12 protein-coding genes are annotated in these 12498 nt (G+C 58.0%); 9 read left to right on the forward strand and 3 right to left on the reverse strand.

The annotated features are described in order from the left end of the window. Positions 1 to 22 precede the first annotated feature (22 nt). Together A8C75_RS14770 and A8C75_RS14775 are read left to right on the forward strand one after the other, a co-directional pair. On the forward strand, positions 23 to 1486 hold the full coding sequence (locus A8C75_RS14770; RefSeq protein ID WP_067383946.1) for an amidohydrolase family protein: 1464 nt from the start codon (positions 23 to 25) through the stop codon (positions 1484 to 1486). Between the two features lie 46 nt (positions 1487 to 1532). After that, positions 1533 to 2240 carry a sulfite exporter TauE/SafE family protein gene (locus A8C75_RS14775; RefSeq protein ID WP_067383949.1) on the forward strand — a complete coding sequence of 236 codons (708 nt, stop codon included), beginning with the start codon at positions 1533 to 1535 and terminating at the stop codon, positions 2238 to 2240. A 45-nt stretch (positions 2241 to 2285) separates the two neighbouring features. Here the strand turns inward: A8C75_RS14775 and A8C75_RS14780 are convergent, their stop codons facing one another. Continuing rightward, positions 2286 to 2519: an META domain-containing protein gene (locus tag A8C75_RS14780; RefSeq protein ID WP_067383952.1), complete on the reverse strand. Its 234-nt coding sequence runs from the start codon at positions 2517 to 2519 to the stop codon at positions 2286 to 2288. 366 nt (positions 2520 to 2885) lie between these two features. Between A8C75_RS14780 and A8C75_RS14785 the strand changes: the two genes are divergently transcribed. Beyond that, positions 2886 to 3692 carry a hypothetical protein gene (locus A8C75_RS14785; RefSeq protein WP_067383955.1) on the forward strand — a complete coding sequence of 269 codons (807 nt, stop codon included), beginning with the start codon at positions 2886 to 2888 and terminating at the stop codon, positions 3690 to 3692. 96 nt (positions 3693 to 3788) lie between these two features. Further along, complete coding sequence (locus tag A8C75_RS23145) at positions 3789 to 4103, forward strand: HNH endonuclease (protein WP_084784090.1); 315 nt, start codon at positions 3789 to 3791, stop codon at positions 4101 to 4103. A gap of 715 nt (positions 4104 to 4818) precedes the next feature. Here the strand turns inward: A8C75_RS23145 and A8C75_RS14790 are convergent. Both A8C75_RS14790 and A8C75_RS14795 read right to left on the reverse strand, forming a co-directional pair. Then, positions 4819 to 6222: an aminotransferase gene (locus tag A8C75_RS14790; protein ID WP_335624663.1), complete on the reverse strand. Its 1404-nt coding sequence runs from the start codon at positions 6220 to 6222 to the stop codon at positions 4819 to 4821. Continuing rightward, positions 6192 to 7655 (reverse strand): NAD-dependent succinate-semialdehyde dehydrogenase, encoded by a 1464-nt coding sequence (locus A8C75_RS14795; RefSeq protein WP_067383961.1) that lies wholly within the window; start codon positions 7653 to 7655, stop codon positions 6192 to 6194. Before A8C75_RS14795 ends, A8C75_RS14790 begins: the two co-directional genes overlap by 31 nt. A gap of 155 nt (positions 7656 to 7810) precedes the next feature. Here A8C75_RS14795 and A8C75_RS14800 point away from each other — a divergent pair, with 155 nt between their 5' ends. The 5 genes from A8C75_RS14800 (at position 7811) to A8C75_RS14820 (ending at position 12441) form a co-directional block, all read left to right on the forward strand. Then, complete coding sequence (locus tag A8C75_RS14800) at positions 7811 to 8749, forward strand: LysR family transcriptional regulator (protein ID WP_067383965.1); 939 nt, start codon at positions 7811 to 7813, stop codon at positions 8747 to 8749. A 197-nt stretch (positions 8750 to 8946) separates the two neighbouring features. Next, positions 8947 to 10428, forward strand: coding sequence for an ATPase domain-containing protein (locus tag A8C75_RS14805; RefSeq protein ID WP_067383969.1), 1482 nt, complete (start codon positions 8947 to 8949; stop codon positions 10426 to 10428). A 16-nt stretch (positions 10429 to 10444) separates the two neighbouring features. After that, positions 10445 to 10852: a response regulator gene (locus tag A8C75_RS14810; RefSeq protein ID WP_067383973.1), complete on the forward strand. Its 408-nt coding sequence runs from the start codon at positions 10445 to 10447 to the stop codon at positions 10850 to 10852. Then, a complete protein-coding gene (locus A8C75_RS14815; protein ID WP_067383976.1) occupies positions 10821 to 11951 on the forward strand; it encodes a PP2C family protein-serine/threonine phosphatase in 1131 nt (376 codons plus the stop codon). The genes A8C75_RS14810 and A8C75_RS14815 overlap by 32 nt, the downstream gene beginning before the upstream one ends. 1 nt (position 11952) lies before the next feature. Further along, positions 11953 to 12441, forward strand: coding sequence for an STAS domain-containing protein (locus A8C75_RS14820; protein WP_067383979.1), 489 nt, complete (start codon positions 11953 to 11955; stop codon positions 12439 to 12441). Positions 12442 to 12498 lie beyond the last annotated feature (57 nt).

A 12498-nucleotide genomic window follows, 5' to 3' on the forward strand; every position in this document is an offset into this window, starting at 1 on the left:
TGAACACACTGGTGGAATGCCAATGACAGCCCCCTACTCCCCCGACAATTTTAACGCGCCCGAACAGATTCTGGCCCCCGAGTGGCTTCTGCTCAGGGACAAGCCGGTACAGGGTCAGGCCCTCCTCGTCAGCCAGGGGAACATCAGCGCCGTCGGCAGCGTCGCCGAGCTGCAGCGCCAGGCGCCCGGTGTACCGCTGCTGTCCTTGCCTGGCCGCCTGATCATGCCCGGCTTTATCGATACCCATCACCACCTGACCCAGGCCTTTGGCAAGGCGCTGGTGTTTGGCGAACCGTCGGAGATATTTCGCCGTATCTGGGTGCCGCTGGAAGCCAGCCTTGATGAAGATTTCCTCTATCTGAGCAGCAAGCTGGCGGCGCTGGAAGCCCTGCGCGGCGGCTTTACCACCGTCTGCGATGCCGGCACCCGCTCGGCCGCAGCCTTGAGCAGCATTGCCCGCGCCACCGAGGAAGCCGGCATTCGCTGCGTGCTCGGCATGGTCTGCAATGACAAGCAGGGCACGACCCTGCTGGACAAGAGCAGCATCCTCGCCAGGGCTGACCGGCATATCAGTGCCTGGCAAGGATCCGGCCAGCTGGTCAGCCCCTCCCTGGCCATTCCCATTCCCGAGATTGCAACGGATGAGATGCTGCACGCCATTTCATCCCTGTGCCGTGAAGCCGGCATCATCTTTCAGACCCATGCCAATGAACACCTGGTGGCGGTTGAACGCTCACTGGAGCAGCGCGGCCAGCGTCCCGTTGAACACCTGTATCACGCCGGCGCTCTGGGCCCCCAGACACTGCTGGCCCACGCCACCCTGCTGACGCCGACAGAAATCCGCATGATTCAGCAGACCGATACCGCCGTCTCCTACAACCCGGTGGCCAGTGCCTGGAAAGGCAATGCCGTGGCCCAGGCCGAACTGATGCACGCCTTCAATATCCGCCTGGGACTGGGCACCGATGGCACCCGCAGTGATGGCTTTCGCCTGATGGATTACGCCGAGGCCGCCCAGCGCTTTGCCTTCGGCATGGCCGCCGGCGACTCATCCTGCGGCGGTGGCTGGCCCTGGCTGGAGAAGGCCACTCTGGGCGGCGCCGACGTCCTCGGACTGGGCCGCAAAACCGGCGAAATTGCCGCCGGCCGGGCGGCCGACTTCCTGCTGATCGACCTGGAAGTGCCGGAGATGGTGCCCTCCTGGGACCTGAGCTGGGAGCTGGTGCGCCTGGCCAACCGCGACCAGATCGAGGGGGTCTTTGTCGATGGCAAACTGCGGCTATGGCAGGGCTGGCCACTGGACTGGGACGCCCGGGCGCTGATGCGCCAGGTCAGCGCAGAAGCCAAAGCCGGTGTTGCCGGCGCCCCGATCCAGAAAATCCACAGCTTCTCGGATCAGCACCGGCAACAGCATGCCGAGCGCAGCCGCCGGCACCCGGGCAGCCAAGGCCCGAGCGAGACCCTTGCCGCAGCATGCAGCGGCTGATACTCAGATGCTTTCCTCAATCTGCAACACAGGATAAATGCCTCCTATGAACCCGGACATTTTTGGCTGGCTGGCGCTGGCGGTGGCCAGCGGCGCCTTTATACAGGGCAGCACCGGCATGGGCTTTGCGCTTATCGTCGCCCCGGTGCTGGGCATACTGCAGCCATCGCTATTGCCGGTCGGCCTGCTGGTACTGATGCTGCCCCTTAATGCCGCCGTTGCCTGGCGCGAACGCGAGGCCATTGATCTGATGGGCACCAAATGGATTACGCTCGGACGGGTACTGGGGACCTTTGGCGGCCTCTGGGTGCTGATCGTACTGCCACTCAACTACCTGAATATTCTGATCGGTGTATCGACCATTGCCGCCTCGGTCGCCACCTGGCTGGCACCAGTGTTCTCCCCCGGCAAGCGGGCTTTCGTCTCCACCGGCGTGATCACCGGTATCACCGAAACGGCAACCGGCATTGGCGGCCCGCCCCTGGCGCTGGTGTATCAGCATATGCCGGTGGCAACGCTGCGGGCCTCGGTCGCGCTCTGCTTCCTGATCGGCGAGGTCGTTTCCCTGGCCGTGCTGGCCGGCAGCGGTCACCTGGAGTCGGCCCGCATCACCCCCATGCTCTGGCTGCTGCCCGCCCTGCTGGCCGGCATGCTACTGAGCCATTGGGTACACAAATCCATCAACGGCCGTTTTCTGCGCAACTTCGTGATGCTGTTTGCGATCACTTCAGGCTTTTTTGTACTGCTGAATTAGGCCAGTACATCACTGGCTCCCCCGCCGGGGAAGCCAGTGATGTACTCAGGGCGCCGCCCTGAAACGCAATCTTCCTCCCTCGCCTTCAAGCCCCAGCAACAGCTCACCGCCTTCGACGCTAAAGCTTTCCACCGTCTCCAATGCCTGGCCGTAAACGGAATCCAGGGAGCCCGGCAGGCAGGCCATCATCGTCGTGGCGATGGGCCCGATTTTTAGCCTGCCATCGCTACCCCCAGTCGCAATCGAACTGCCGGGGTTGGTCGCCACCCTCTCCTGCATCACGCCGCTGTGCTGCGCACGGAAGCGAAAACTCGCTGGTCTGACCGATCAGCACAGAGATAGCCGGGCAAAAGTGGCTTGGCGGTGAGTGTATTGAGCGGTTTAGTCCTTCGACCCAAAGCGGACATTGTCTGCTCTAGAACGCCAGCAGTCAGTAGCTCTACTGCATAATCTGTGCAGCCTTACCCTGACCGCTGGTAATTACCTCGCGTTTGTATAAGAATCAAGAGAATGGTCGTGCAGATACAACCAATTTTTGGTATACCTTTTGGTCTGAAATATTAAGGAAAGATATACCTTATAGATATTATTAGGTCGTATACCTCATTAAAGAGGCTTTTATACCTTACTGTGAGTAATTCGAGTATGCCAAAATTCCCTCCATCGTTTTTGTTGTTGCAGCAAGAGGGCTACCTAATCAGTTCATCGCTCACGAATGGGCTGACGGAACTACGCTCAGCTCATGTGCATAATAAAGGCGCGTTTTATACGTCCTTGTTTAACCTATCAGTTGGTTTCGAGCGATTGCTTAAAGCGATTGTGATTATCGATCATATGCTAAATCATCAACTGGCCGTCCCAACCAAAAAGCAATTACAGGCTAGAGGGCATCACATCGTTGATCTTTACGACGAGTGTGAGCGGATTGGAGTCAGTACGAACTCTCTAATTCCCGGTCGAACACAATTGGACGCAATAGATAACGAGTTCCTTCGATTGCTCAGCGATTTCGCACGTGCGACGCGCTATCACAATTTGGATGCCTTAAGCGCATCACACACAAGCCCTGATCCATTGGTTCGATTGAATCAACTGATCGTTGCTATCCTTGCGCAAGATGTACCGCAAAGACAGAAGGATAAGATTCTCAGCCAAGCAGGGCTCATCGTGAGTCAAATTGATGATATTACGTTCACGCTCATGCATGGACTTGACCAGCGCCCACTGTCTACATCCGACGCGCTTTCGTTGCCAGGGCTGCATGAGCAATCGACCCGTTTTGCTGTGTTACGCATCATTAAGCTACTTGCACCACTCAGAGATCTGCTGGCACAGATCAGCTATGGTGCTTATGGCCTAGGACAATTTCCTGCATTTCCTCAAATGCAAGAATTTTTGGAGTGGTTGTGGGATGATCGCCAGTACGTGCTTAGAAAGAGAAAGTGGCCGTGAAAACGGCATAACAAATAATTGCATCGGATCAAAATTGGCTGCGCCAATTTTGATCCGCTGAACTGGTCGTTAAGTGGCAAGAGGACGACCTTCACGATGGCGAATAATTGGAATATTCCTGACTGGCTGGAAATGGAAGTCCGTGAAATAGATAAAGTCTGCGTCTATTGCGGTAGTGAATTAAAATCCATAAAAGTCTCAAAAAAATCTACGGCAAGCTGGGAGCATATCATCAATGATGCCAGCATAATCACAAGAGATAACATTGCACTCTGTTGTTGTGATTGCAATGCAAGTAAGGGCCAGAAACAACTGTCAGCTTGGCTGAAAACAACATATTGCAAAGAACGAGGCATTACGCCCGAAACTGTGGCACCAGTAATCAAACAAGCTATTGAAAATGGGCTGTAGTGCTGTTCTTAAAGAAATCAGCGCAGTTCCGGGGACAGTATACCTATTTATTGGGCCTATGGAGTCACCTGTATGGTTCAAGGAATGGGAGTCACTTTTGGTCGAAGTTGTTTTCCGCCTCTGGCACTGCTGGTGCCGCAGAAATGTTTCGATGTCTTGACTTGCCCAGTAGGAACTCAACATCACCGACCCGCCAATATAGCAGAACGGCCAGCTACCCCTTATGGAGCCAGCGAGCACTGAGGGCATTTTGCGATCAGGCCCGAAGGGGCGATACAGGGACTGTATCGCCCCTGATTAGCACATGGATGTGCCGGCTCTTCACCTTGAAGGCCGGCTTCCGCACAATGGCTTCAGAGCACAGCCAATAGGCTTCATTGGGGCGCGCTTTCTTTGGTTACTTTCTTTCGCGCGAGCAAAGAAAGTAACGCGCCAAAAAGGCGCAAAAGGAGTATCAGGCAGGTAATACAACGTGGCAGTGGTCAATACATCCTGTACATCGCCACTCCTGCGCATCCCTGCGCCCGTGGCATACCGTACATCCTGTACCCCTGCTCCTGTGCATCCATGCACTCGCAGGATAAATACGTCCCTGTATAAAAAAACCGCCGAACGGACGTTCGGCGGCAAAGGATGATCGGGATGCAAAACCGATCTGACAGCATAACCGCCCCCGGAGGCGTCGGGTGCGGTTCAACCTTTCAGGCTGAGGTGATCAAGCCACCAGCCGTTCGCGGGTGACGAAGTCCTGGGTATCGGCCAGGGCTTTGCCGAACTTCTCGATCAGTTCGTCGATCTGGGCTTCGCTGATGATCAGCGGCGGGCAGAAGGCAATGCTGGAACCGGCTACCGCCCGGGTAATCAGACCGTGCTGCTCGCAGGCACGCTGGGCAAAGGCACCCACGGCACCGCCGTCAAAGGCCCTGCCGCTGGCCTTGTCGGCCACCAACTCAAGGGCGCCTATCAAGCCGCTGCCGCGCACCTCACCCACCAGCGGATGATCACGGAACTCCGCCAGACGGCGCTGCAGATACTCACCCATGCGGGCGGCACGGCCAAAGATATCGTCGCGCTGGTAGATCTCGAGGGTTTTCAGGGCCACGGCGCAGGCGACCGGATGGCCTGAATAGGTATAGCCATGCCCGAACACACCCAGCTTGTTGCTCGGCTCAACCATGGCATCGTACAGATCGCCACGAATCACCGAGGCGCTGATCGGCATGTAGGCCGATGACAGCTGCTTGGCCAAGGTCATGAGCGCCGGGCGTTCGATACCCATGGTGGTGCAGCCAAAATCATTGCCGGTACGGCCAAAGCCGGTGATCACTTCGTCGGCCCAGAACAGGATGTCGTACTTGTCGAGAATTGCCTGCACCTTCTGGTAGTAGCCGGCCGGTGGCACTATTACGCCACTGGCACCGGTGATCGGCTCGGCGATAAAGGCCGCGATAGTGTCGGGCCCTTCGCGCAGAATCAGCTGTTCCAGATTGTTGGTGATACGGGTGACGAAATCCGCTTCGCTTTCGCCGGCCAGGGCGCCGCGGTAATAATGCGGCGCATCGGTGCGCAGGATGCCCAGCGCATCGATTGGCAGATCGAAATTGGTCTGGTTAACCGGCAGACCGGTGAGGGATGCCGCCGCCACAGTCACGCCGTGGTAGGAGCGCTCGCGGGAAATAATCTTGCGCTTTTGCGGCTTGCCGATGGCGTTGAAGTAGTACCGCAGCATCTTGATATGGGTGTCATTGGCATCGCTGCCCGAGCTGCCAAAAAACACCCGCGCGTTATCGACAGGTACCATTGCGGTCAGCTTCTCGGCCAGCTCCATGCCGACCTTGTGGGTCTTGCCGCCAAACATATGGGAAAAGGCCAGCTTGCCCATCTGTTCCGCCGTGGTATCGATCAGTTCCCGGTTGCCGTAGCCCAGCGAGGTACACCAGAGTCCTGAAAGCCCTTCGAGGTACTGTTTGCCATTAGTGTCGTAAACATAGACCCCTTCGCCGCGCTCAATAGTCAGCTGCTCGGTGGCGGTGAAATTGGTCGTTGGGTAAATAATTGAACTCATGTCTGTGCTCCTACTCTGGGCCTTTAGCGGTCCAGTCCACCCATGCAGATGAATTTAACTTCCAGATAATCGTCCAGACCGTACTTGGAGCCCTCACGGCCCTGGCCGGACTGTTTCATGCCACCGAAAGGCGTGGCATCCGACCCCAGGGCGATTTCGTTGACGCCGACCATGCCGAAGTCCAGACCTTCGCTGACGCGCCATACACGGCCCACATCGCGGGTAAAGACATAGGCCGCCAGACCGAATTCGGTATCGTTGGCCATGGCGATGGCCTGGGCTTCAGTGTCAAAACGGAAGATCGGCGCCACCGGGCCAAAGATTTCTTCCCGCGCCACACGCATGCCCGCCACCACATTGCTCAGCACCGTGGGCTGATAGAAGTGATCGCCCAGGGCATCGACCTGGCCGCCGGTTTCAACCCGCGCGCCTTTGGCCACGGCATCATCCACCAGGGATTGCACGTTGCGCACCGCCTTGGCGGTGATCAGCGGACCGTGGGTAGCGTCTGCATCCAGACCGTTGCCCAGGCGGAATCCTTTCACCTTGGCGGTGAATTTTTCCACGAAGGCATCATAGATATTGCTCTGCACCAGAATGCGGTTGGCACAGATGCAGGTCTGGCCGGAGTTACGATACTTGGCGGCAATGGCGCCATTCACCGCAGCATCCAGATCCGCATCATCCAGCACTATCACAGGCGCGTTGCCACCGAGCTCCATGGAGGTGCGCTTGACGGTATCGGCACTCTGCTTCATCAGCAGCTTGCCCACCGGGGTGGAGCCGGTAAAGGTCACTTTCTTGACGATGGGGTTGGAGGTCATCTCGCCGCCGATGGCGGGTGCATCGGCACCCGGCAGCACGCTGAACAGACCCGCCGGCACACCGGCACGCTCCGCCAGCACGGCCATGGCCAGCGCAGACAAGGGCGTTTCGGCCGCAGGCTTGACCACGATGCCACAGCCCACCGCCAGCGCCGGTGCAACCTTGCGCGAAATCATGGCGTTGGGGAAGTTCCAGGGCGTAATGGCCGCAACCACACCCACCGGCTGCTTAACAACGATGGAGCGACGGTCACTCTGTGACGGAATCACATCGCCGTAAACGCGCTTGGCTTCTTCACCGAACCACTCCACAAAGGAAGCGCCGTAGGCGATTTCGCCACGGGATTCCGCCAGTACCTTGCCCTGCTCCAGTGTCATGATCAGCGCCAGATCTTCCTGGTTCGCCATGATCAGCTCAAACCAGCGACGCAGCACAGCCGAACGCGTCTTGGCCGGCTGGGCTTTCCAGTCCTGCATGGCAACCTCTGCCGCCTCGATGGCACGGCGGGTTTCAGCCGCCCCCACCGATGCCACATCCGCCAGGTGTTCGCCATTAGCCGGGTTGGTCACGGTGAAGGTAGCGCCATCGTCGGCGTCAACCCACTGACCATTGATGTAAGCCTGGGACTGCAGCAGGCTGGGATCTTGCAATGTAATGCTCATGTTATCGTCGCCTCATGGTGTGGCTGGCAGGCGCCCTGGGGAGCGCCGGCAAATTCAGGGTTTCATTTATAGGACAGGCTAGCCTTGCTTAATATGATGATTTAAAGAATCATACATTTATATATGCAAAGACATTAACTCAGGCCGAATACACTATGGGCAAGCGCAAAACAGCAATCAGCGGCCAGCTGGCCGACATGGACCTGCGGCTGCTGCGAGTGTTTAAAACTGTAGCTGACTGTGGCGGCTTTACCGCCGCCGAGGTTGAACTCAATCTGGCCAATTCCACCATCTGCAACTATATGGCGGATCTGGAAAAACGTCTGGACATGCGCCTGTGTGAACGGGGCCGTGCAGGCTTTGGCCTCACCGAACAGGGCAAGGTGGTGTACGAGGCAACCCAGGAGCTGCTGTCCGCGCTGGATCAGTTTCGCAACCGGGTGAACCAGTCCCACGACCGCATCATGGGTCAGCTGGATCTGGGCTGCGCCGAACACATGCTGGGGCTGCCGCGCAGCTTTCTGGTGGATGCCCTGGGCCGTTTCGCCGACAAGGCCCCGGATGTGCGCATGCGTATCGCCACCATGGCCTCAGACGATGTGGTGCCGGCGGTGATGGATGGCCGGGTGCAGATCGGTATCACTGTGCTGCATGGCGACATGCCGGGGCTCAAAAGCCTGAAGCTGTATGATGAACAGATGTCACTCTATTGCAGCCGCGGCCACCCGCTGCACGGCCGCAGTGAGGCGGATATCCGGCTGGAAGATCTGCAGGCCTACCGCTTTGTGGAGTCCCCTCGCCTGTTGCCGGGTCGTGAGCTGCACCCGGCCATGAGCGGCTGGAACAAGCAGGTCAGTGCCCACCACCAGGAGGCCCGCGCCACCCTGATTCTGACCGGCCACTATCTGGGTTTTCTGCCACGCCATCTGGTGAAAAACTGGGGCTGGGGCTCGGAAATGCAGCCCCTGCTGGAAAGTGAACTGAGCTACAGCAACAGTTTCTACGCCATTACCAAGCCCCGCACCGAACGCAACCTGGTAGTGGATGCCTTCTTCGCCTGCCTGCAGGACGCCCTGGCGAAAAAGGTCGGATAGGCAACGTCGACCGCCTGCAGCCAATTAAGAACATTACGGCGGTGGAACCGCGCCCGGTCGCCCGGTTCTAATTTATGGGTACTTGCTGACCCTCAACAGGGCTTTGGCAAGGCATAGCGAGGTACTTGCTGTAACCAGTGAATAGGGGTCCGCCGGACAGGGCGGTCTCTGTTTAATCAAGCTGGAGCTGGATTAAAATGGAAGACAAGGTCGCGAATTTCACTGAATGCACTGAGGCGCAAATCGAACGCCTTAGCACCGGGGTCCCCGGGCTGGGGGAAATACTGGGCGGAGGCTTCATTGCGCAGCGCGCCTACCTGATACGGGGCGCCCCCGGCACGGGCAAAACCATTCTGGGCCTGCACTTTTTAACCGCCGGGGCCCTGCAGGGCGAGCCCTGCCTGTTTGTCACCCTGGGCGAGACCGAGGAGCAGATTCGCAGCAATGCCGCCTCGCTCGGCTACAACCTTGAGGGCATCTCGTTTCTGGACCTGAGCCCGGCGCCCGAGTTTTTTACCGAAGACCAGAGCTACGACATCTTCCACCCCTCCGAGGTGGAACGCGAGCCGATCACCCGCAAAATCATAGAGCAGGTCGAGGCAATCCGGCCCACCCGTGTCTTTCTCGATGCCTTGACCCAGTTCCGTTACCTGTCAACCGACAGCCTGGAATTCCACAAACAGGCGTTTTCCTTCCTGCGCTACCTGAGTGAATCGGGCGCGACTGTGGTATTCACGTCGGACAGCAGTCAACAGGCACCCGATGACGACCTGCAGTTCATGTGCGACGGCATTATTCAGCTGGAATGCAATGACATGGAGCGCAGCCTTTGCGTCACCAAGATGCGCGGCTCCAGTTTCCGCATGGGTCACCATAGCTTTCGCCTGACCCCCCGGGGCATGGAGGTTTCACCGGTACTGGTGCCTGATCTCCAGCGCGAGGGACTGGCCCCGATTTTTACCGGCGAACTGACGGCCTCAGGCATTGCGGAGCTGGATGCCTTGCTGCATGGCGGCCTGGACCGGGGTACGACCACCGTCCTGACCGGCCCCAGCGGCGTGGGCAAAACCACCGTCGGCATGCAGTTCATGAAAGCCTCGGCCAGCCGGCAGGAAAAAGCCGTGGTCTATATCTTCGAGGAAGGCCTGGAGTCGCTGCTCAGACGCTGTGAGGCCATCAACCTTGCGGTGCGCCCGCTGATAGAAAGTCAGATGCTGTCGGTGGTACCGATCGAGCCACTGAGCTTTACCGCAGATGAGTTCTCCCGCCTGGTATGTCGGGATCTGGAGCAAAATAATACCCGCATCGTGATGATAGACAGTGTGGCCGGCTATCGCATGAGCCTGCGGGGCAAAGACCTCATTAGCCACTTGCATGCCCTGACCCGCTATCTGAAGAGCAAGGGTGTCAGCACCATTTTGATCAACGAACTGAAGACCCTCAGTGGAGACTTCCATATATCCGAAATCGGTATCAGTTACCTGGCCGACGACATCATCTTCCTGCGCTACCTGGAGCTCAACGGCGAACTGCGCAAAGCCATTGGCGTTATCAAAAAACGCGTGGGAGACTTCGAAAAAACCCTGCGTGAAGTCCAGATCACTCCCGATGGCCTCAAACTCAGCGAGCCGCTGACCCGCCTGCGCGGCCTGTTGAGCAGCCAGGTGCAACTGACCTAGCCGGAGGGCGGTTTGAATGAATTCTGAAGACGCGCCCCTGATCCTGGCTGTCAATCACAACCGACGCAACCTGGATCTGCTGGTACAATTTCTGAGCCAGGATGGCTATCGAATCCTGGCCGTCACCAGCCTGGAAGAGTTCGATCGAGCGCTAAGCGCTGAACAGCGCATTGAAATGGCGGTGGTGGACATCACCGGTTTTGACCAATCGATCTGGCGTCATTGCGACCACATGCGGCGCAAGCAGCTCCCCTACCTCGTCCTCGCCTCCCGCTGGGAGGCCGCCGGCATCCAGCACCGGGGATACGACCATGGCGCCCGCTATGTGCTGGCCAAACCGACGACAAAAAAGACACTGCGCCTGATCCTGAACGGCTGTTGCAGGCATCGCGATGAAGCAGATTCTTTTAATCCTGGACCATGAGGAAAACCGGCGCCTGCTGGCCCAATGGCTAGAGCCCCACTACCGGGTACTCGCGGGTGATGCCCAGGTGCTGCTGGCCGACAACTTTGACCTCTGTATTCTCGACGCCACCGCCCTGAACCGGCTTTGGCAGCAGGTCGAATCCCGCAAGGCACGGGAACGCCCCCTGTTCCTGCCCTTTCTCGTGGTCATCTCGCAACGCCACGGTCACCTGATCACAGGTCTGCGCCGGCAATGCGTCGACGAACTCATCGCCAGCCCGGTCGAGAAAATGGAACTGGTGGTACGGCTGGACAACCTTTTGCATATTCGCCAGCTGTCACTGGAACTGGAAGCTGTCAATACCCGACTGCACAAGAACCTGCAACGCATGAAGGACGACGAATCAGGCGGCCGCCACCTCCAGTTCCAGCTGCTGCCCGAAAACCACAAGCACATCGGTCCTTACGAATTCAGCCACCGGCTGATTACCTCGGCCTATCTCAGTGGCGACTTCGTCGACTATTTTTCCATCGATAATCGACACCTCGGTTTCTACATGGCGGATGTATCGGGGCACGGGGTCTCGTCGGCTTTTGTCACCGTGCTGCTCAAAAGCTACATGGCCCGCTATCTGGAGGATCACCGGGAGGGGCGTGACAGTGCCATACTGCGTCCTGGCGAAATCCTCGACCGCCTGAATCACAAGCTCCTGGGCGGGCACCTGGATAAATACATGACCATGTTCTTCGGCGTACTCGGCCTGGACGACAACCGGCTGCGCTACAGTCAGGGCGGCCAGTTTCCCTTCCCCATCCTCTTCGACGGAACCAGGGCTGACTTTGTCGGCATCAAGAGTCTGCCAGTGGGCCTGTTCGAGTTTGCCAGCTACGACACCGTCGAGCTGCAACTGCCACCAGGCTTCATCATGGCCCTGATCTCGGACGGCATTCTGGAGGTGTTGCCCCAGCCTCGGCTCAGGGACAAGCTAGGGTTCCTGCTATCCTTAATCAGCAATGATTCGACGACTATCGCCGCCCTGGTCCGGGAGCTGGCACTGACCCAGGAGAACAGCCTGCCGGACGATATAACCTTCCTGATGATCCAAAAGCGGAGTTGAGATGGCTACAGGCACTATCTTCTACGCCAGACACGAGCGCACCTACGTCCTGAAACTGGTTGGCGAGCTGCGCTATACCCTGAGCGAAAGCTTCAATGCCTTTCTCGAACGCCTGTTCAAGCAACAGGACTTCGATAACATTCTGATTGACCTGACCGAGACAGAATCCATCGACAGCACCATGCTCGGGCTGCTGGCCAAGATCGCCAGTTTCATGCACGCGCGTTTCGACAGCAAGGCGGTGCTGGTCTGTAACAATCCGGATATCAACCAGCTGCTGGACAGCCTGGGTTTCTACGGTATCTTTACCATCTGCGAGCAAGGCCCCGAGGACGCGGCCCCCCTGCAACAGCTATCCGCGGATACCACCTCCGCGGACGCCATGGCAGCCACCATACTGGAAGCCCATCGCATTCTGAGCGAAGTGAACGACAGCAATAAAGCGCTGTTCAGAGACCTGATTGATGCGCTGCAGGACGAGCCCCGCTGACGCCTCTCAGCCTGAACAGACGGCTACATGGAAGATAGAAATAACAATCAACTGGCG

Origin of the sequence: Marinobacterium aestuarii (assembly GCF_001651805.1) — a bacterium.
GTDB classification, from domain to species: domain Bacteria; phylum Pseudomonadota; class Gammaproteobacteria; order Pseudomonadales; family Balneatricaceae; genus Marinobacterium_A; species Marinobacterium_A aestuarii.

Excerpts from the sequence above, each read along its gene's own strand:
- A8C75_RS14770 (WP_067383946.1), top strand. The coding sequence starts at position 23 with ATGACAGCCCCCTACTCCCCCGACAATTTTAACGCGCCCGAACAGATT.
- A8C75_RS14775 (WP_067383949.1), top strand. The coding sequence starts at position 1,533 with ATGAACCCGGACATTTTTGGCTGGCTGGCGCTGGCGGTGGCCAGCGGC.
- A8C75_RS14780 (WP_067383952.1), bottom strand. The coding sequence starts at position 2,519 with ATGCAGGAGAGGGTGGCGACCAACCCCGGCAGTTCGATTGCGACTGGG.
- A8C75_RS14785 (WP_067383955.1), top strand. The coding sequence starts at position 2,886 with ATGCCAAAATTCCCTCCATCGTTTTTGTTGTTGCAGCAAGAGGGCTAC.
- A8C75_RS23145 (WP_084784090.1), top strand. The coding sequence starts at position 3,789 with ATGGCGAATAATTGGAATATTCCTGACTGGCTGGAAATGGAAGTCCGT.
- A8C75_RS14795 (WP_067383961.1), bottom strand. The coding sequence starts at position 7,655 with ATGAGCATTACATTGCAAGATCCCAGCCTGCTGCAGTCCCAGGCTTAC.
- A8C75_RS14800 (WP_067383965.1), top strand. The coding sequence starts at position 7,811 with ATGGGCAAGCGCAAAACAGCAATCAGCGGCCAGCTGGCCGACATGGAC.
- A8C75_RS14805 (WP_067383969.1), top strand. The coding sequence starts at position 8,947 with ATGGAAGACAAGGTCGCGAATTTCACTGAATGCACTGAGGCGCAAATC.
- A8C75_RS14810 (WP_067383973.1), top strand. The coding sequence starts at position 10,445 with ATGAATTCTGAAGACGCGCCCCTGATCCTGGCTGTCAATCACAACCGA.
- A8C75_RS14815 (WP_067383976.1), top strand. The coding sequence starts at position 10,821 with ATGAAGCAGATTCTTTTAATCCTGGACCATGAGGAAAACCGGCGCCTG.
- A8C75_RS14820 (WP_067383979.1), top strand. The coding sequence starts at position 11,953 with ATGGCTACAGGCACTATCTTCTACGCCAGACACGAGCGCACCTACGTC.